Annotated in this window: 20 protein-coding genes; 4 read left to right on the forward strand and 16 right to left on the reverse strand. The window is 71.0% G+C overall.

Features of this window, described 5'->3' with window-relative positions:
- Positions 1-115: 115 nt before the first annotated feature.
- From ACFRFH_RS03060 to ACFRFH_RS03080, 5 genes are all read right to left on the reverse strand, one after another.
- The gene (locus ACFRFH_RS03060; protein WP_382461536.1) at positions 116-1,345 is read right to left on the reverse strand and encodes an LCP family protein; all 1,230 of its coding nucleotides are present in this window, start codon (positions 1,343-1,345) and stop codon (positions 116-118) included.
- 222 nt (positions 1,346-1,567) lie between these two features.
- Positions 1,568-2,923 (reverse strand): glycogen debranching protein, encoded by a 1,356-nt coding sequence (locus ACFRFH_RS03065; RefSeq protein ID WP_382461537.1) that lies wholly within the window; start codon positions 2,921-2,923, stop codon positions 1,568-1,570.
- A gap of 103 nt (positions 2,924-3,026) precedes the next feature.
- A complete protein-coding gene (locus ACFRFH_RS03070; protein WP_382461538.1) occupies positions 3,027-3,611 on the reverse strand; it encodes a signal peptidase I in 585 nt (194 codons plus the stop codon).
- Positions 3,608-5,215 (reverse strand): fibronectin type III domain-containing protein, encoded by a 1,608-nt coding sequence (locus tag ACFRFH_RS03075; RefSeq protein WP_382461539.1) that lies wholly within the window; start codon positions 5,213-5,215, stop codon positions 3,608-3,610. The genes ACFRFH_RS03070 and ACFRFH_RS03075 overlap by 4 nt, the downstream gene beginning before the upstream one ends.
- Positions 5,216-5,264: 49 nt before the next feature.
- Positions 5,265-5,846 (reverse strand): alternate-type signal peptide domain-containing protein, encoded by a 582-nt coding sequence (locus ACFRFH_RS03080; RefSeq protein ID WP_382461540.1) that lies wholly within the window; start codon positions 5,844-5,846, stop codon positions 5,265-5,267.
- A gap of 311 nt (positions 5,847-6,157) precedes the next feature.
- On the opposite strand from ACFRFH_RS03080, the gene ACFRFH_RS03085 reads away from it, so the two are divergent.
- Positions 6,158-6,688 carry a DUF2127 domain-containing protein gene (locus ACFRFH_RS03085; RefSeq protein WP_382461541.1) on the forward strand — a complete coding sequence of 177 codons (531 nt, stop codon included), beginning with the start codon at positions 6,158-6,160 and terminating at the stop codon, positions 6,686-6,688.
- Here the strand turns inward: ACFRFH_RS03085 and ACFRFH_RS03090 are convergent.
- Positions 6,654-7,193 (reverse strand): gluconokinase, encoded by a 540-nt coding sequence (locus ACFRFH_RS03090; protein ID WP_382461542.1) that lies wholly within the window; start codon positions 7,191-7,193, stop codon positions 6,654-6,656. The genes ACFRFH_RS03085 and ACFRFH_RS03090 overlap by 35 nt on opposite strands.
- 1 nt (position 7,194) lies before the next feature.
- Positions 7,195-8,631, reverse strand: coding sequence for a GntP family permease (locus ACFRFH_RS03095; protein WP_382461543.1), 1,437 nt, complete (start codon positions 8,629-8,631; stop codon positions 7,195-7,197).
- Between the two features lie 144 nt (positions 8,632-8,775).
- Here ACFRFH_RS03095 and ACFRFH_RS03100 point away from each other — a divergent pair, with 144 nt between their 5' ends.
- Positions 8,776-9,477, forward strand: a complete 702-nt coding sequence (locus ACFRFH_RS03100) for a FadR/GntR family transcriptional regulator (protein WP_382461544.1) — start codon at positions 8,776-8,778, stop codon at positions 9,475-9,477.
- Positions 9,478-9,484: 7 nt separating this feature from the next.
- Here ACFRFH_RS03100 and ACFRFH_RS03105 read toward each other — a convergent pair whose 3' ends face one another.
- The 8 genes from ACFRFH_RS03105 to ACFRFH_RS03140 all read right to left on the reverse strand — a co-directional run bounded on the left by ACFRFH_RS03105 (position 9,485) and on the right by ACFRFH_RS03140 (position 16,558).
- Positions 9,485-10,021, reverse strand: coding sequence for a hypothetical protein (locus tag ACFRFH_RS03105; protein ID WP_382461545.1), 537 nt, complete (start codon positions 10,019-10,021; stop codon positions 9,485-9,487).
- Positions 10,021-10,392 (reverse strand): hypothetical protein, encoded by a 372-nt coding sequence (locus ACFRFH_RS03110; RefSeq protein ID WP_382461546.1) that lies wholly within the window; start codon positions 10,390-10,392, stop codon positions 10,021-10,023. The genes ACFRFH_RS03105 and ACFRFH_RS03110 overlap by 1 nt, the downstream gene beginning before the upstream one ends.
- A gap of 140 nt (positions 10,393-10,532) precedes the next feature.
- Positions 10,533-12,218, reverse strand: a complete 1,686-nt coding sequence (locus ACFRFH_RS03115) for an alpha/beta hydrolase (protein ID WP_382461547.1) — start codon at positions 12,216-12,218, stop codon at positions 10,533-10,535.
- Entirely contained in the window at positions 12,215-12,532 is a 318-nt protein-coding gene (locus tag ACFRFH_RS03120; protein WP_382461548.1) for a hypothetical protein, read from the reverse strand. The genes ACFRFH_RS03115 and ACFRFH_RS03120 overlap by 4 nt, the downstream gene beginning before the upstream one ends.
- 60 nt (positions 12,533-12,592) lie before the next feature.
- The gene (locus ACFRFH_RS03125; protein WP_382461549.1) at positions 12,593-13,870 is read right to left on the reverse strand and encodes a serine/threonine-protein kinase; all 1,278 of its coding nucleotides are present in this window, start codon (positions 13,868-13,870) and stop codon (positions 12,593-12,595) included.
- Positions 13,867-14,271 carry a hypothetical protein gene (locus ACFRFH_RS03130; RefSeq protein WP_382461550.1) on the reverse strand — a complete coding sequence of 135 codons (405 nt, stop codon included), beginning with the start codon at positions 14,269-14,271 and terminating at the stop codon, positions 13,867-13,869. Before ACFRFH_RS03130 ends, ACFRFH_RS03125 begins: the two co-directional genes overlap by 4 nt.
- 66 nt (positions 14,272-14,337) lie before the next feature.
- The gene (locus ACFRFH_RS03135; RefSeq protein WP_382461551.1) at positions 14,338-15,141 is read right to left on the reverse strand and encodes an alpha/beta fold hydrolase; all 804 of its coding nucleotides are present in this window, start codon (positions 15,139-15,141) and stop codon (positions 14,338-14,340) included.
- 22 nt (positions 15,142-15,163) lie between these two features.
- Positions 15,164-16,558 carry an FAD-binding oxidoreductase gene (locus tag ACFRFH_RS03140; RefSeq protein ID WP_382461552.1) on the reverse strand — a complete coding sequence of 465 codons (1,395 nt, stop codon included), beginning with the start codon at positions 16,556-16,558 and terminating at the stop codon, positions 15,164-15,166.
- Between the two features lie 74 nt (positions 16,559-16,632).
- Here ACFRFH_RS03140 and ACFRFH_RS03145 point away from each other — a divergent pair, with 74 nt between their 5' ends.
- On the forward strand, positions 16,633-16,791 hold the full coding sequence (locus ACFRFH_RS03145; protein ID WP_382461553.1) for a hypothetical protein: 159 nt from the start codon (positions 16,633-16,635) through the stop codon (positions 16,789-16,791).
- A gap of 8 nt (positions 16,792-16,799) precedes the next feature.
- Here ACFRFH_RS03145 and ACFRFH_RS03150 read toward each other — a convergent pair whose 3' ends face one another.
- On the reverse strand, positions 16,800-17,141 hold the full coding sequence (locus ACFRFH_RS03150; RefSeq protein ID WP_382461554.1) for a hypothetical protein: 342 nt from the start codon (positions 17,139-17,141) through the stop codon (positions 16,800-16,802).
- Positions 17,142-17,266: 125 nt separating this feature from the next.
- Between ACFRFH_RS03150 and mgrA the strand changes: the two genes are divergently transcribed.
- Positions 17,267-18,304 carry an L-glyceraldehyde 3-phosphate reductase gene (gene mgrA, locus ACFRFH_RS03155; protein ID WP_382461555.1) on the forward strand — a complete coding sequence of 346 codons (1,038 nt, stop codon included), beginning with the start codon at positions 17,267-17,269 and terminating at the stop codon, positions 18,302-18,304.
- Positions 18,305-18,596: the final 292 nt, after the last annotated feature.

Here is an 18,596-nt window from a genome sequence, read left to right on the forward strand (position 1 = left end):
CTCCACAACCACCGGCCCCCCCCCCCCCGCCTACACGGCCTACCCCCCCCCAACTCCCCGCCCCAAGGACTACTCGGCCCCCCCCACATCCTAATTCCGCCACGAATCGCGGCGGTCAGTTCCCCTTCGTGCAGGTCTGCTGCGCCGCCGTCTGGCCGGTGACCGAGGAGGGCAGGGCGACGTCCGTGGACGTCGGAGCGGGCGTCGGAACGGCCGCCGTGCCCGTCGGCGCCGGCGTCGGCGCAGCGGCCGTGGTCGGTGCGGTCGGCGTCGGTGCGGCCGTAACGGTCGGAGCCGGCGTCGCACCGGGCGCCGCGACCGTCCCGGAGCCGAGCGTCCCAGTGAGAGTGACGGGCGCATCATTCTGGAGCGCGCTCTTGAGCACCCTCGCCGCGTAGGTCGCGGGGACCACGCGGTTCGGGTCGTCCGGGTCGGCGGCGGCCGGATACTGCAGGAAGACGATGTTCGAGAGGCTGACTGTCTTAAGCGTCAGCGCCAGCGAGACCAGGGTGGTCGGCTGGGTCAGCGTGTCCGAGAGCTGCACGTTGGTGACCGCGGCGTGGGCGAGCTGGTAGAGCGTGATCGGGTTGCTGAGGACCCCGGCGCTCGTCATCGTGCGCAGCAGCGCGGAGAGGAAGAGCTGCTGGTTGCTGATCCGGCCCAGGTCGCTGCCGTCGCCGATGCCGTGACGACTGCGGACGAACGCGAGCGCCTGGGCACCCACCAGGGTCTGCGTGCCGGCCGGGAGGTTCAGGCCGACGTACGGGTCGTCCAGCGGCGTCGCGAGGCACACGGTCACGCCGCCGACCGCGTTGGACATCGCGATCACGCCGTCGAAGCTGATCAGTGCGGCGTCGCTGATGGTCAGACCGGTCAGCGCCTCCGCCGTCAGGACGATGCAGGAGAGCCCGCCGCGGGAGAGCGTCGTGTTGAACATCGCCTGATCGGTGGCGGGAACGGTGCCGCCGTTCGGGCCGGGGCACTCGGGGATCGGCACCATCAGGTCGCGCGGGATCGAGATCACCTCGGCGTGCTGGTGGTCGGAGGAGACGTGCAGCACCATCGTCACGTCGTTGCTGCCGGCCCCGGAGCTGCCCGAGAGCTCGTCCTGTGTGTTGAACTGGCCGCCCTGCCCGGTGCGGGTGTCCGTGCCGGCGAGGAGGATGTTCACCGCCCCGCTCTCGGCGCCGACGGTCGCGACGTTCTGCGCGGTCAGCGACTTGCCCTTCGCGGTGACCAGGTGGATGCCGGGTTTGATCGAGCGCACGGTGTCGAGCACCGCGTACGCGGCGACGCTCGCCGTGCTCACCATGCCGACCGTCACCAGCGCGACGAGGAACCGCACGATAAAGGTCCGCGGCCTCCGCCGGGGCAGACGGCCGTGCCGGATCGCGACGCCGTGCGACCGGCGAGGCCGTCGAAGCGACCCCTCGGTCGGGAGAGCGCGCGGGCCCGGTTCGTGATTCACACCCAGAAAATAGCGGATCGACCCGAAGACATGCACTGCCTGAATATGTGAAACACCAAACGATCCAGCGCCGATCGCACCCCAGTTCGGGGCGGAGCGCTATCCCGCCGCGACGCCGAGCTGTCCGGCCCACTCCAACGCCGCGGCCGCTGTCCACGACTGGTCGTGGCTGCCCAGCGGCTCCCCGGTGAACGGCTGGTAGTACTCGCCGAACGCGAGGTCGGCGAGCTGGGCGAGGGAGGCCGTGCGGAGGTCGGCCGCGAGTTCCGGGTCGCCGTGCCGGTCGACCGCCCAACCCAGCAGGAGGGTGAGGAACGGCCAGGTCGGGCCGCGCCAGTAGGTCGACGGCCGGAAGGCCGGGCTCGCCGGGGACGTCGACGGCGGCAGCGGGAAGCGCAGGCGGGGGTCGCCCATCCAACGCTCGCCGCGCAGCAGCGCGGTCTGACCGGACGCGATCCCGGCCGAGGTGCCCGCGAACAGCGGGGCGAACCCGGCGATCGTCTCGGCGCCGATCCACTCGCCCGCGCGCACGTCGAAGTCGCGCGCGAGCTGCGTCGCCGGGTCGATGGTGGAGCGCACGCCGAGGCGGAACCGGTCGGCGATGTCGCGGAGGCCCGGCACGAGGTCGGTGCGGCAGAACTCGTCGGCGAGGTCGGCCAGGACGTCGCTCGCGACGGCGAGGACGGCGGAGAAGAAGACGTCCTTCACCCGGAAGTCGACGACGTCCAGCGCGGCCGCGTCGTCGTAGTCGACCGACTTCAGTTGCTCGACCAGCCAGAGGTAGCGGGTGTACTCCTCGTTCGTCGGGCGCTCGCTCGCGTCGGCGACGTGCAACGTGTCGCGGCGCTGGAAGGGCGGCACCTCGCCCGGGTGGATGCGGGCGTACGCGGCGTCCCAGCGCGGCGAGTTGTCGAAGCCGGACTCCCAGCTGTGGTGGATCTCCACCAGCCCGGACCGGTCGGGGTCGCGGACCGACGCCAGCCAGTGGTGCCAGGCGGTCCACGCGTCGAGCGAGCCGCGCGCGAACTCCTCCGCCGCGGCCTCGTCCGCTCCACCGCGCTCGCGGCCCCGGTCGAGGATGTGCCGCACCGCGATCGAGTGCACGGGTGGCTGGCAGATCCCGCTGGTCTGCACGCCGGCGGGTCGCGCAGCCGCGCGTTCGGTCCCCCACCGGGCGAAGTCCGGGAAGTAGCCCGGCTCGTCCGGGTTGAAGACGATGTGCGGGATCATCCCGGTCGACCACTGCGCGTCGAGGAGGGTCTGCAGCTCGCGGATCGCGCGCGGCACGTCGAACCGCGCCAGCCCGATCGCGATGAAGGCGGAGTCCCAGCTCCACATGTGCGGGTACAGGCCGGGCGCGGCGCGGGTCATCGTGCCCGCGTCGTTGCGGCGGAGGACAGCGGCGGCGGCGCGGGCGATGCCCTCGACGGCCGGCCCTGCTGGCGTGGTGGTCATCGGGAGTCCTCCGTCGTTCCGTCGGGGAGGTGGCGGAACCGTCACCGTCCAGCCGATCGTCTCCCTCAGGTGGACGAACGTCAACTCGTCGTCGCGGCGGGGCTCACAGAGTGGACGGTTCCTCCCCGTCCGCGGCGCGCGAGGCCCGCCGCCGGACCGACGAGGCCGTGCCACGCAGGAACATCCACGCCGCGTAGAGGATCAGCAGCACGCCGACCGCCGGCAGCACCCAGGAGCGCTGGCTCTGGTCGAGCGCGCTGTTGACGTAGCCGATCAGCGGGACGCTGTACCAGACCACACCACGCACCTGCGCGGGCACCACGGGAGGGTCGGCCTCCGCGTTGTTGTCGCCCTTCGTCGTGAAGGTCATGCCGTTCGTGGTGGAGGTCGCGATCGCGATCACCCGGTGCGAGATGACGGCCGGGTCGCCCGACCGGATCTGGTAGGTCATCACGTCTCCGACGTGGATATCGTGGACGGCCTTCGGCTTCACCACGACGAGCGTCCCCGGCGGCAGGGACGGCTCCATCGAGGAGGTCAGCACGGTCACCGGGGTGGCGCCGGCGGCCCGCGGGATGACGATCACCACGGCCGCGACGAACAGCACCAGGCCGAGCAGGCCGACGCTGAGGCCGGTGACGACATACTGCAGCAGCGACCTGGTCGGTCGCGGTTCGGTTTCGCTCACGGTGTCACCTGCCTGAGGAAGAAGGACTGGGTCGAAGCGCCCGCCGTGCACGTCGTGGTGGTGAGCTGGCCTCCGCCGGCCGCCGCGGCGGTGGCGCACAGGGTCGTCGTGTTGCCGTAGCCGTTGCCGTTCCCGTTGCCGTTGTCGCCGGTGATCGTGTTGGCGGTGGTGAAGGACCCGTCGGCCTGCACCGTGAACGTCCAGAGCGTCGAGCCGTTCGTGGCCGTCCGCGAGGAGGTCACCGCAACGGGCGCGGTCCGGGAACCGGCCCAGATGTACTGGCCGCTCGACAGCGACGGGAGGGCGGAGGTCACGGTCGCCGTCGTCCCGGAGGAGGTGGTGAGGAGCCACTCCTGGCTGCCGCTGGCCGGGCTGGCGCACGCCGACTGGGTCAGCACGCTCCCGTTCGCGATCGCCGAGGGGACGGTCACGCACTGGCCGGTCGCCACGTTCACGAGCTGATACCAGGAGCCGGAGCTGTAGGAGCCCGCGGCCGACACCGCTGCGGAAGGCGTGGAGACGTTCCCGGCGGCGTCGGAGGCCGTCACGGTGTAGCGGTGCACGCCGGTCGCCAGGCCGGTGTCGGTGTACGTCGTGGTCGCGCCGCCCACCGTCGCGATCGCCGTGCCGTCGCGGTAGATCGTGTACGCGCTCACGCCGACGTTGTCGGTCGCCGAGAACGACAGCGAGGCGCTCGAGCCCGTCGTGCCGGTCAGAGTCAGCGTCGGCGTGCCCGGCGCGGTCCGGTCGTCGAGCACGGTCGCGGCCGGGGAGGTGAGCCCCACGGCGTCACGAGCGACGACGGAGTACGTGTAGGAGGTGTTCGGTGCGGCTCCCGTGTCGGTGAAGGACGTGGCGGCGGTCGAGCCGATCGGCGCGGTGGTCCCGGAGCGGTAGACGTCGTAGGCCACGACGCCGACGTTGTCGGTCGCCGCCGTCCAGGAGAGCGCGACGGAGGCGAACGTGCCGGGGCTGGCGGCCAGCCCGGTCGGCGCCGAGGGCGCGATGTCGTCGACGAAGGTCTGCGCGAGGCCGGCGGAGGCGGTGCTGGACCACACCGTCCCCGCGGTCACGGTGGCGGTGAAGAGGGGGTTCACGACGGACCCGCTGGCGATGCCGTGCGCCGAGGTCACGTCCATCGACTCCCGGACGCAGAAGGCGTAGGACGCACCGGCGGCGAGCGTTCCGGTGGTGGGCGCTGCGGTGGCGAGCGTCGCGAGTGTCCCGGTGACGGCGCCCGCGGGGATGACGGCGGCCGCCGTGCACGCGGAGGCCGACGCGACCGGCCAGACGCTCACCGCGACGACGGCTGCCAGCGCGGACGACGTCCCGGCCGCCAGCCCGAGCGACGAGCTGAAGGTGGTGCCGACGTTCCCGGTGTTGGTGACGACCACGCCGCCGGTCGTGGCGGTGTGGCCGGTCCTGAAGACGGAGTCGAACGGCTGCGGGATGGTCACGGTCGCCGAGACGGTGGCGGCGGTGATCGCTCCGGCCTTCGTGGCGGCGACACCGTTCCACAGCGCGTAGGTGCCGGCTCCCGGCATCAGCAGGAACGTGACCAGGGCCGCGCCGACGGCGGTCAGGGGGAGGGCGAAGCGTTTCATGTCTCTTCGCACCTCCCCCCGGCTCCGCTCGTGCGCTGGCCCGCGTGGGTTACTGCTGGGCCAGCTTGAACCCGAGCGCGCTCAGGTCGACGGTGCCGCCCTGCGCGACCGTGCCGGTCGTCGTGGAGTCGAACGGCAGCGCCACGGAGACGGTCAGCACCTTGGTGCCGGTGGTCCCGCTGACGGTGTAGGTGTTCGCGGCGGACCCTGCGGTGACGCCGGTCGGCAGCGGCGCACCGACGACGACGGTCATCCCGCTCGTGAGCGCCGTGACCAGGGCGGCGCTGGCCGGGGAGGCGTCTCCGGCCTTGATCGACATCGGGTCGATGCTGAGCACCGCGGAGAGGTTGTCGCCAGTGGCGGTGACGTCCACCTTCTGCGTGAAGGTCAGGACGTCGCCGGGGACGGCGCGGAAGTTCGCGATGTTCGGGATCGCGGTGGCCGAGCCGGAGCCGTGGGTTACGCTCCAGGTGCCCGCCGCGGCGTCGGCCGCGATGGTCATCGTTCCGGACTGGACGGAGCCGGCCGCGGCGCTGGCCGAGCCGTTCCACAGCGCGAAGGTGCCCGCGCCGCTGAGGAGAAGGAGGATACCGGCTGCGCCGGCGATCGCGCCCTTGGCGAACCTGTTCATGGGGACGTGCTCACAATCTGTCCGTGACATCGTCCGGGCAGCGCAGGGGTGAGCACCCGGGCGATGACGCACGGGTGTTACGGCCCCGACGTCGCTAGGTCGACGTTCGAGCTGAAGCCCTCCGGTCTCCCGGAGAGGTGGTGCACGAGGGGAGGGTCGGGTTCCACTCGGTAGGCCACCCGCGACCAGATTGTCGGGTAGGTCACGTCGGCCCACTTCGGACAATAGTGGGTCCTCATATTGGAGGACAAGAATTCCCGCGCACCCAGATCAGGGGTCATGCCGGGTAGCATGCGGCCCGGGAGGACGCGATGCGGGAACGGGTGCTCGACCTGGTGTTCCTCGTTGGCGTGCTGTTCAAAGGACTCGACGGCCTGGTGGAGCTGGTGGGCGGGTTCCTGCTGCTGTTCGCGACCCCGGCCACGCTGCTGAGCGCCGCGAACCGGGTGACGGCCGAGGAGCTGTCGGAGGACCCGCACGACCTCATCGCCAACCTGATCGTCCACGGCACAGCCCGCCTCCACGCCGGCGGCGTGTTGTTCGTGGCCGCGTACCTGCTGCTGCACGGCGTGGTGAAGCTGACGATCGTGGTCGCGCTGCTGGTCGGCTCGCGCCGGGTCTACCCGTGGGCGATGGCGGCGCTGGGCGTGTTCCTGATCTTCCAGCTGTACGAGCTGGTGACGAAGCCCTCCGTGGGGGTGGCGGTCCTGACGGTGCTCGACGCGGTCATCATCTGGCTGACCTGGCGGGAGTGGCGGCGCGGCCGCGAGCTGCGCACGACCTGGCGCGGGACGGTCGACTGGGTGTTCAGGCGGCCGCCGCCACCAGACCCAGCGCGCTGAGGATGCCGGCGACGATCGCCTCCGGCTCGGCGGCGACGTCGACCGTCACGGCCGCCTCGTCCGGCTGCGGCGGCTCGAGGGTGCGGAGCTGGGAGTCCAGCATCCCCGGCTTCATGAAATGGCCGCTGCGCGCGGCGATGCGGCTCTCGAGCAGTTCGCGCGTGCCGGACAGGTAGGCGAAGACCACGCCCTTCCCGCGGAGGACGTCGCGGTAGCGTCGGGCGAGCGCCGAGCAGGCGACCACCAGCGGGCGCCCGGCCGCGGCGCCGTCGCGGACGCGGTCCGCGATGGCCGCGAGCCAGGGAGCACGGTCGGCGTCGTCGAGCGGGACGCCGGCGCTCATGCGCTCGACGTTGCGGGCGGGGTGGAGGCTGTCGCCCTCCAGCAGCTCCCAGCCCAGCCGGTCGGCGAGGAGGGCTGCGACGGTGGACTTGCCGCAGCCCGCGACACCCATGACGACGATCGTGCTCGGCACCACATCGGTGCCCGCCTGGCTCGCGGTCATGTCAGCCTCCGATGACGAGCGCGATCACCAGCGTCCCGGCGAGGCCGACGACCGAGGCGATGCACTCCAGGACGGTCCAGCTGCGCAGCGTCTGCGGGACGCTGAGGCCCAGGTACTCCTTGACCAGCCAGAACCCGGCGTCGTTGACGTGCGAGAGGAACAGCGAGCCGGAGCCGATCGCGAGCACCAGCAGCGACACCATCGGGGTCGAGAGGTGGGCGGCGAGCGGCACCATGATGCCGGCCGCGGTGACCGTGGCGACCGTCGCCGAACCGGTGGCGACGCGGATGAGCGCCGCGATGAACCAGGCGAGCAGCAGGATGCCGATGCCGTTGCTGCCGTGAGCGAAGGACGCGATGACCTGGCCGATGCCGGTGTCGATGAGCACCTGCTTGAAGCCGCCGCCTGCACCGACGATGAGCAGGATGCCGGCGATCGGAGGCAGTGACGAGGTGAGGCTGGCCTGCAGCGACGTGCGGTTCATGCCGGCCGGGATGCCGAGCAGGAAGAAGCCGGCGAGCACGGCGATCGTCAGCGCGATGGCGGGTGTTCCGAGGAAGTCGAGGATCAGCTTCCACTCGGCGGTGGATTTCGAGGCGGTGATGTCGGCGAGCGCCTTGCCGAGCATGAGCACGACGGGAAGGAGGATGCTGATGAGGGCGAGCGCGAACGACGGGCGCTTGCGCCCCCTCTCCGCTGCGTCCTGCTCGTCGTCGCCCTCGGTGCCGAGGAAGAGGCCGGGGACGTCGACCGGCACCCACTTGGCGGCGAAGCGGCTGAACACCGGGCCGGCGAGGATGATAACCGGGATGGCCACGAGCACGCCGAAGGCGAGGGTCACGCCGAGGTTCGCGCCGAGCGCGCCGATGGCCACGAGCGGCCCGGGGTGCGGCGGGACCAGGCCGTGCATGGCCGACAGGCCGGCGATGGCCGGAAGCGCGACGCGCATCAGCGGCAGCTTCGACCGGCGGGTGACCAGGATGATCACCGGCATGAGCAGCACGAGGCCGATCTCGAAGAACATCGGCAGGCCGATGATCGCACCGACGAGGCCCATCACCCAGGGCAGGGCGCGGACGCTCGTGCGGGACACCAGCGTGTCGACGATGCGGTCGGCGCCGCCGGAGTCGGCGAGCAGCTTGCCGTACATCGCGCCCAGCGCGATGAGGATGCCGACGCTGCCCGAGGTCGCCCCGAAGCCGGTGATGAAGCTCGTGGTCGCGGCGTCGGCGGGCATCCCGGCGACCAGGCCGGTGACGAGCGAGCCGAGGAGCAGCGCGAGGAACGGGTGGATCCGCAGCCAGGTGATGAGGACCACGATGACGGCGACGCCGACGACCGCGGCGAGGATCAGCTGCGGCTCGGAGGAGGCCGGATGGGGGGCGGGAGGCGCGGCGGCCGCGGCGACGCGGAGCGCGCTGGACAGGACGGTGATCATGAGCATCCTTGGTCAGTGATGGGACGTGTGCTCGGCCACCCTACAGATAAATCAGGTAAATGCGAAGTTGCCATCGTTTTCATAAGCATTAATCGCGTCCAAGTTGCGTTTGATCGCACGTAAGGAATCCTCGATAATGAGGGGATGCCTCCCACGGACTCCCTCCACGAGCTGGCCATCGAGTCCGTCGGCCGACGCATCGTCACCGGCGAGATCGAGCCGGGATCGGTGCTGACCCCGGAAGGGCTCGGCATCTCCCGCACCGTCCTCCGGGAGTGCATCCGGGTGCTGGAGGCGCTCGGCCTCGTGCAGGCCAGGCGGCGCCGCGGCACGGTCGTCCAGCCCGCGAGCGAATGGCGCGTCCTCGACCCGCGGGTCATCGCGTGGCGCCTCTCCGGCCCCGACCGCCTCGCCGCCCTCGGCAACCTGAGCGAGCTGCGACTGGCGATCGAACCCGTCGCCGCACGCCTCGCCAGCGCCCGCGCGACCCCGGAGCAGTGCGGAGCGCTCACCGAGGCCATCGTCGGCATGGCATCGACGCAGCGCGCGGCCGACCACGGCGAATATCTGGCCTACGACCAGGCCTTCCACCGCATCCTGCTCGAGGCCTCGGGCAACCCGGGCTTCCGCGCCCTCAGCAACGCGGTGGTCGAGGCGCTCTCCGGCCGGACGCACCACGCGCTGATGCCGCACACGGCCAACCCGGAGGCCATCCGGCTCCACGAGGAGGTCGCCGGGGCGGTGCGCGCGGGAGACGGGGCGCGGGCGGAGGCGGCGATGCGGGCGATCGTCGAAGAGGCGGACGCTGCGGTGCAGGGGATGGCGCGGGAGGGTGCTGGCGGGTAGCCGGGGGTCACTCCACGAGGGCGTGGGTCAGCTCGTCGGCGTCGCCGGGGATGCAGCCGCCGGACATGTGGATCACGGCCGAGTAGTCCGTGATCCCAGCCTGAAGGAACACCCGCTCGGCGTCCATCGGATACGTGATGTCGAAACCGTTGCCCGATGGTTTCCGTTCGACGGTCACTCCGCCATACCCCCGAGACTCCCACAACTCCGCAATCTGCTTCACCACCGTCATTGAGTCGATCGTGACAAAGACACCGTCCTGACGGATGTATCTGGCTCCGGCGCTGCCATCAGGCAACGTGCACGTCCCGTACCACTCGCCATCTATCTCCCAATCGGTACCACCGATCAGTTCCCGCGTTGCCTCGAACAACTCCAAAGTGGCCGCCCGCGATTCGTCGGGAGTCGGATATGTAGCTGTTATCGAAGAAACTGCCTTTCCAGTCGGGGGCGCCGACGCGCAACCGGTGAGCTCTAGAACGGCGATGACAAGCATCGCGATCGCTGCCCAGCGACGCTCGCCTCCAAACGTGAGCACCGTCATCAACTCACAAGTGCGTGGGTCAGCTCGTCGGCGTCGCCGGGGATGCAACCGCCGGACATGTGGATCACGGCTGAGAAATCCGTGACGCTTGCGTGCAGATACAGCCGCTGCGCGTCCATTGGATAGGTGACGTCGTAGCCGACACCGTCGGGGTAGAGCTTGACCGTAACTCCGTGGTGGCCGCGGGATTCCCAGAACTCCGCAATCTGCTTTGACACTCTTACCGAGTCGTTCGTCGCCCTGACACCATCCTGGCGAACGTACTCGGCACCCTCGCTCCCATCAGGGAGGGTGCAGGTCCCATACCCGTCGCCATGGATTTCCCAGTCAGCCCCACCGATCAAGTCCCGGGTTGCCTCGAACAATTCCAAGGTGGTCGCTCGCGATTCTTCCGGAGTCGGATACGTAGATGTCATCAAAGGAACTGCCCTTCCAGTCGGGGGCGCCGAAGCGCAACCTGTGAGCGTTAGAACCGACAAAACGACGGCAACGGTAATTGCCATGCGCTTGCTCATTTCGCGACCGCCTCCGGGTGGCCCGTTGTGTGGGCGGCCATGTTGTAGAGCGACGTCGTGCCCTGGTCGTAGTAGCCGTACTTGGTGGCGTCGCTGGCGTGCACCGTCGCAACATGATCGGTGGTCCCCGCGGTCGTTTCCCCTTCGGGCGTACGGGCGTCGTCGGTGCTGAACGGTACGGCTCCATGTTCGGAGGGATCGGCCCGCCCACTGGAAAACCTCCCCAGAGTCGCGACGGTGTCGCTGCTGGCTTGGCCCGAGGCGATCCCGCCGTCGGGGACGTTCAGCGGAGCTCGATACGGGACTCGGCCGGCCACTTCAGTCGGGATACCAGCGGACCCGACCGACACGAACGCCCCGGCCGACGCCTGCTTCAATGCCTGGCCGGCCACCGCTGACCCATACGAGAAACCGACAACGGACAAGTGCTCGGATCGAGAAGGCCACTCCCGCGCGGCGAGCGTCCCCTCCAAGGCTCCCGCCAACGCCTTCCCGCCCGACCGGGCGGCCGAACTGTTGTTCACCTCCAAGAAGTCCTGCGGGACGTCGTAACCGATCCACGCGACCACCGCAATGCGAGCCGAGCCTCCCCTAATCTGTGCAAGGTCCTGCTGCTGGTAATAGAGGTTCTTACTCGCGTTGGTCCACCCACCGATATCCTTCGCCACAGTCGTCCCCATCCCCGGCACGTTGTACGTCACATGGTCGGCCGTATCCAGATCCCCGACCGCGATCGCCGCCTTCGGGTTCACTCCCGACAGGTCCAGCAGCAACAACTGCAGCGGCGGTTTCAGCTTCTCGGGGTTGTTGCCGAGCTTCTTCCGGATCGCCTCGATCGCCCGCAGTTTCACCTGGGCGGCCTCGTAGCCCGGGTCAGCCTTCCCGATCTTCTTCAGCTTCGCGCGCAGCCGTTCGAGCTCCGCGCGGTTCGCCGCGGAACGCGACGCCGCATCCACCCCGTCGAGGCCGCCGATCACCCCGGGGAGCTTCTTCAGGTAAGTTCGCCGCTCGGCCGGCGTCAGCGCCGCCCACCACGCCACCACCTGCGCGGGAGTCATCGCCGTCAGCTTCGCGGCCGGCAGTGTCGAGCTGGGCGCCGTCGCGGCCGAGACTGTCGAGGTGGAGGCCGTCACCACCCGGAGGCGCTCGCTCCGGTCCCGCGCGGTCGCGTGGAGCGCCCGGATCGCCCGCTCGAACTCGGCAGCGAACTCCTCGGCGGCGCGGTTGAACGCGGCGACCTCCCGGCGTGCGTTCTCCTCGCGCGCCAGCGCTGCGGGGACCTCGTCGACCTCCGGGTAGCGCATCCCTCCGTTGGCGGCCATCCACTCCTCGAGGAGGGGCGGGAGCTCCCACGCGTACATCCGCTGCACCGCGTCGAGTAGTTCGTCCCGCCGCCGCACCAGGTCGCGATGCGCGTGATACGCGGCCTCGGTCACCTGGCAGAGGTCCTGTGTGGTCGCGTGGACGGCCTCCAGCGCCGCCCGGTCCGGAGTCACGAGCCGGGCCACGGTGTCCGGCAGCCTCCGGGACCGGAAGCTCTCGGCGAACCGGCTTTGCGCACTCTCCGCCTCGCGCGCGTGCTCGACCAGGCGCGCGGCGGTGTCCCGGTAGTGCACGGCGGCCTCCGCGGCGCGGGAAGGGTCCACTATCGTCAGGTCGAGAAGGTCCTCCTCGCGGATCATGTGGCCACCCCGGGTGCCGGGATCGCGGCCATCATCCGGGCGCCGTCCTCGTCCACCGCGACCATGCCGTCCACGGCGTCCGCGCCCGTGCGCGCCAGTTCCCGGAACCGGAGGGCCGCGTCGCAGGGGGCGGGCGCCAGGCCCTGGACCAGCTCCGTCAGCGCCCACCCGATGGGGGCGTGGCGCACGGAGGAGGCCAGCTCCTCGCCCGTCGACCGGAAGACGGCCGCATCATGGTCGACGGCCTCCGCGACGGCCGCGAGCCTCGCCATCGCAGCGCGGGCGTCGTCGGGTCTGATCTCAATCTCCGCCATAGCGGACAAATATTACACGACACCATCTAGGCGTGAAACTCCACGCCCGAGTCGTTCAGCCTACGGGCCGGAGTTCGAGACGTCGTGCTCGAGCTGCTTGAGGTGGTCGCCGAGCGTGCCGCCGACCGCGGGATAGGTCTTCACCGGATCGGGGGACGACTGGCCGCCCGACGCCATCGAGCCGAGGGCGATCGCGATCACCAGGAGGACGAGCGCTCCGCAGGCGATGAGGATGCCGAGCATCCGTTTGCGGAGGCCGAGCACACGGCGCGAGGACCGCGACGCGTTCGCCGGCTTTTCGGCGGGCCGCTCGATCGGCGCCTGGCGCGTGCGCGGGAGCACGGTCGTCGCCGCCGTCGGCTGGAGCGCCTCGGTCTCCGCAGCATCGGTCTCCGCAGCATCGACCTCGCCGGCCGCGCCCGCGCCGGCGGCGATCCCCTCCGCAGCGATGCCCCCCTCCGGCGGCGGCAGCAGGAGCGTGCGTTCGAGTGTCTCGGTCGCAGCAGGAGCGCCGCCCGGCGCGCCCCGCGCCAGCAGTGCGGCCAGCTGCTCGGCGACCGTGTCCGCCGTCGGCCGGTGCCCGGGCTCGCGGGCCACCATCGACCGGATCAGGCGCCGCCACTCGGGGTCCAGTGTCTCCGGCACCTCCGGATCACGGGAGAGCCGGGCCGCCGCCGACTCCACGCCGCTGCCGGGGAACTCGCGCTCGCCGGTCAGGCACTCCAGGAGGACGAGGCCGAAGGAGTAGACGTCGCTCGGCGGGCCCACGGGCAGGCCGCCCGCCTGCTCGGGGCTCAGATAGCTCGCCGTCCCGATCACGAAGCCGGTCGAGGTGATCCTGGCGTCGTCGACCAGGCGGGCGATGCCGAGGTCGGTGAGCTTCGCGGCCACGCCGGACGAAGTGGCGCCGGGGAGCAGGATGTTCGCCGGGGCGATGTCGCGGTGCACGACGCCCTTGCCGTGGATGTAGGCGAGCGCCCGGGCGATGTCCACACCGAGCGCGGCCACGGCCGCCTCGGGCAGCGGGCCGTCCTTCAAGCGCGCCCGTGCGTCGGTGCCGTCGACGAACTCCAGCACCAGGACGCCGCGACCCTCGTCGTCGGACGTGGTGTCGAACAGCGTGACGAGCGACGGGTGCGACAGGTTCGCCAGAATCTTTACCTCGGCACGCTGGCGTCGGAGGTCGTCGGCCGAGGCGAACTCGCGGCGGAACACCTTCAGCGCGACGTCACGGCCGAGGAGCTCGTCGTGGGCGCGGAACACCTCCGCCATGCCGCCGGCGCCGATGCGGTCGAGCAGCAGGTAGCGGTCGCTGATCCGCTCACGGGTCGCGCTCATCCGCCGTCACCGCCCCCGTCGCCCTTCTTGCCCTTGCCCTTCTTGTCGGGCCCCGGCTGCTGCTGCTGGAGTTGCTGGAGCTGCTGCTGGAGCTGGGCGTTCTCCGCGGCGTCTCGCAAGTGGGTGAGGTCCCCTTTGACGGCGTCGATGGACTTCGCGATCGCGTCGTGACGGTCCGCGGCGATGGTCCCCGCCTTGAGGGCGGCGTCGTTCTTCTGCTGCAGCGCCGCGAGCTGGGTCAGCGCTCCTGCGTAGTCCTTGCCCTCCGCGGCCGTCACCACGCTCAGCAGCCCGTGCTGCAGCGTGCTGGCGGTGTCCTGCGAGTACGTCGCTCCCCCTGCGCAGCCGCTGAGGCCGAGCGCGAGGGCGACGCCGGCGGCCGCGATGGGTAGTCGTCTCATAGCCCAGAGCACAGTAGTCCCGGATCGGCGCTCTGTCGAGTCCGGAAGGCATCCTGACCTGTCGGATCAGCGCCCGCCGAGCCACTCCAGGACGGCCCGGTTGAACGCCTTCGGCTGCTCCATGTTCGCCGCGTGGCCGTCGTCGTCGAGCACGACCGCCGTCCCGTCCGCGGCGAGCGCCGCCGACGCCGCCGCGTGCCCGCTCGGCCAGTACTCGCTCTCCGCGCCCGCGACGAACAGCAGCGGGATGCCGGCCGCGGCGATCGCCGGGCGCCAGTCGGCGACGGCGTGGTCGTGCAGCAGCGCGAGCTCACCCGGCGTGAACTCGCGGTTCATCCCCTTCATCGCCGTCATCAGGCGCACCAGCCGCAGCCCGCGCTTCGCCAGCGGCGTGCCGTGGCCGGTCTCCGGGATGCCCGTCGCGAAGTAGGTGTCGCGGTTGGCGGCGTCGTAGCCGTAGAAGCCGAACGGCCAGCCGTCGTCGTTGAGCATCTTGGGCGTCTGGTCGATGGAGACCGCCGCGGCAACGCGGTCGGCGCCGGACTGGGCGAGGAAGGACCAGATCGTGTTCGCGCCCATCGAGCCGCCGACCAGCACGGCGTCCCGGAGGTCGAGTCCCTCCAGCACCGCGGTCACATCCCGGCCGCGGCGGGCCATGTCCACCCCGTACTCCGGGTGCTCGCTGGTCCCGTGGCCGCGCAGGTCGACGGCGAGGACGCGGTAGCCGGCGTCGGCGAACGCGGGCACCTGGTAGCGCCAGGTGGTCGCCGGGGCCTTGAAGCCGGCGATCAGGACGACGGGACGGCCGGCCGCGTCGCCGTACTCGGTGTAGTCGAGGCGGACACCGTCGTCGGCGGTGAGGGAGGGCATGGGGCGCCTTTCGGTTCGGTGGTCAGGATGCGGCGGCCGGCGCCGGGAATGCCTTCCCCGGGTTGAGGATGCCCTGCGGGTCGAGCGCGTGCTTCACGGCAGCATGCATGCGCAGCACAACGGGGCTCAACTCCGCCGCCGCCCCGTGCAGCTTGAGGAGGCCGACGCCGTGCTCGCCCGTCACCGTGCCGCCGAGCTCGCGGCACGACTCCACGATGAGGTCGAACGCCGCCTTCGCGCGCTCCTTGGCGGCGTCGTCGCCCTCCGGCGCGATGATCAGCGGGTGCAGGTTGCCGTCGCCGGCGTGCGCGATGTTGGCGATCACCACATCGGCGTCGGCCGCGATCCGCTCGATGCGCGCCAGCATCTCGGGCACGGCCGAGCGCGGCACGCACACGTCCTCGGTGAGCACAGGGCCGAGCCGTTCCAGCGACGGGTAGGCCAGCCGCCTGGCGAGGAACAAACGGGCGACCTCCTCCGGGTCGGTCGCGCGCTCCACGTTCGCGCCACCGGCGGCTAGGAACAGCTCGGCGACGCGGCCGGCGAGCTCCTCCCCGGACGCGCCGACCTCGTCGACCGAGGCGAGCAGGAGGGCGTTCGCGTGCTCCGGGAGCTTCCAGCCCTGCCACTCGGCGACGGTGTGCAGGCACATCCGGTCGATGAGCTCGAGCGCGGAGGGCACGATCCCCGCGGCGGAGACCGCGGCGACCGCGCGGCCGGCGTCGGTGAGCGAGCGGAAATAGCCGATGACGGCGCGCTCCTCCCGGCCGCCGATGGGCCGGAGCTTCACGGTCACGTCCACCACGATGCCGAGGGTGCCCTCCGAGCCGACCATCAGCGCGGTCAGGTCGTAGCCGGTGACGCCCTTGGCTGTCGTGCGGCCGAGCCGGGCGATGGAGCCGTCGGCGAGCACCACGGTCATGCCGAGCACGTAGTCCCGGGTGACGCCGTACTTCACGCAGCAGATGCCGCCCGCGTTGGTGGCGACGTTGCCGCCGATCGTGCTGATGGCCTGGCTGGCGGGGTCCGGCGGGTACCAGAGGCCGTAGGCGGCGACGTGACGGCGGAGGTCGTCGTTGATGACGCCGGCCTCCACGACGGCGTACCGCTCCTCGACGTTCACCTCGCGCACGGCGGTCATCCGCTCCAGCGACACGACGACGCAGCCTGCGACCGCGTTCGCCCCGCCGGACAGGCCGGTGCCCGCGCCGCGCGGCACGACGGAGACGCCCCGTTCGGCGGCGACCCGCACGGCCGCGGCGACCTCCTCGGCGGAGGCGGCGAGGACGACAGCGGCGGGCAGGGCCGAGTCCGCCCACTCGGCGTCGTCGTGCCGGTAGCGCTCCAGCTCGGCGGGCTCCGTGAGGAGCGACGCGGGAGGGAGCACCGCGCTCAGAGCGGCGACGACATCGTGCATACCGGGGATGCTATCCCCACAGGCACGGAGGCCGGCCCGTTGACGAACCCGCGTGCAGGGGGTTCGGTGTGGTCATGATTGCTCTGATTGTCATCCTGCTCGTGATCTGGCTCGTCCTGGTCATCCTCGGCTTCGCCATCAAGGGGCTGATCTGGCTGGCGATCCTCGGGATCGTCTTCTTCATCATCACCGCGATCGTCGGCTGGATGCGGCGCAGGGCGTCGCGAAGCTAGCGGTGGCCTCAGCCGATCGCGGAGATCCCCGACAGCACCACCCCGGCGAGCGAGGCAGCGGACATCGCGCAGAACAGCAGTCCCAGCGCGATCAGCCGCACCCGCAGGGAAGGGATGGCGGCGCGGGCGGCGCCCATCCCGAGAAGAAACAGCAGCACCAGCCCGGCGGCGCCGAGCGCGACGCCCGCCTGCATCCCGCTCAGCGGGACGAGGACGGCGAGCGATACGGCGGCGAGCAGAACGCCGAGCCCCAGCCACTCCCGGCCGGGGGATTGCACGGGAGCGGCCTGGACGTCGTCCCGTAGGGGGTCGGGGCGACGGATGCTGCTGTGAAGCGGGTCCACCTGCATGTGACGATTGTCCGCGTCCCGGATTCGGCCACCGACCCCTTGACAATCGACTCATCCGTGCAGGGGAACAATCGCATCGACGTCCCGTGTTGGACGAACCCGCTCCCGTCGGCAAGGCTGGTGACATGACCTACGTACCGAACCCGTCCCGCTACGACCGAATGCCGTACCGCCGCACCGGTCGGAGCGGTCTCGACCTGCCCGCGCTGTCGCTCGGGCTCTGGCACAACTTCGGCGACGACCGCCCGTTCGAGACCCAGCGCGCGATCGTCCGCCGCGCCTTCGACCTCGGGATCACGCACTTCGACCTCGCCAACAACTACGGCCCGCCGTACGGCGCCGCCGAGGTCAACTTCGGCCGCATCCTGCAGGAGGACCTGCGGCCGTACCGCGACGAGCTCATCGTCTCGTCGAAGGCCGGCTGGGACATGTGGCCCGGCCCGTACGGCCAGGGCGGCGGCAGCCGCAAGTACGTGCTGGCCAGCCTGGACCAGTCGCTGTCCCGGCTCGGCCTCGACTACGTCGACATCTTCTACTCGCACCGGCCCGACCCGAGCACGCCGCTCGAGGAGACCATGCAGGCGCTCGACACCGCCGTCCGCAGCGGCAAGGCGCTCTACGTCGGCATCTCCTCCTACGGCGAGGAGGACACCAGGCGGGCCGCGGAGATCCTCCGCGAGCTCGGCACGCCGCTGCTCATCCACCAGCCGAGCTACTCCATGCTGAACCGCTGGATCGAGACGGAGGGACTGCTCGATGCCACGGGCGAGCTCGGCGTCGGCGTCATCGGGTTCACCGCACTGGCCCAGGGGATGCTGACCGGCAAATACCTGGACGGTGTGCCGGAGGGCTCCCGTGCCGCGGCCGGCACGTCGTTCGACGCGGACTGGCTCACCGACGAGGCCGTCGAGCGCCTGCGCGGACTCAACGCGATCGCCGAGCGCCGTGGGCAGTCGCTCGCCCAGCTCGCGCTGGCCTGGGCGCTGCGCGACCCGCGGGTCACCTCGCTGGTCATCGGCGCGAGCAGTGTCGCCCAGCTCGAGCAGAACGTCGGCGCGCTGGACACCCTGGAGTTCACGGCGGAGGAGCTCGCGGCCATCGACGAGCTCGCCGTCGACGCGGGGGTCGACCTCTGGGCCGGCGCGCGGCGCGGGGAGCTGTAGACAGTCCGTACCACCATCGGAGCGCGGCGTTAATCCCCTGCCCCAGATGCGCGAGGCCTCGTACTGTTCCCTTCAGCACGCTGGATGCGACGGAGCGTGGATCACGGACACCCCGTCTTCCCGGCGTGTGTGGGGCGGACCCCGGGCGGCAGGGACAGTGCGCCCGCCACCCGGGGTCCAGTACGTCTGCCGGGGCGCACCTTTCCACTCGGCAGAAGGCGGGCCGGGTGAAATATGTGTTTCCGCAGCAGACCTTCAGGCTCTCCCCTGGCAGGTCTGCTTCGCTTGTCCC

This window comes from Leifsonia sp. NPDC056824 (assembly GCF_042789575.1).
In the GTDB taxonomy this organism is placed as follows: Bacteria; Actinomycetota; Actinomycetes; order Actinomycetales; family Microbacteriaceae; genus Leifsonia.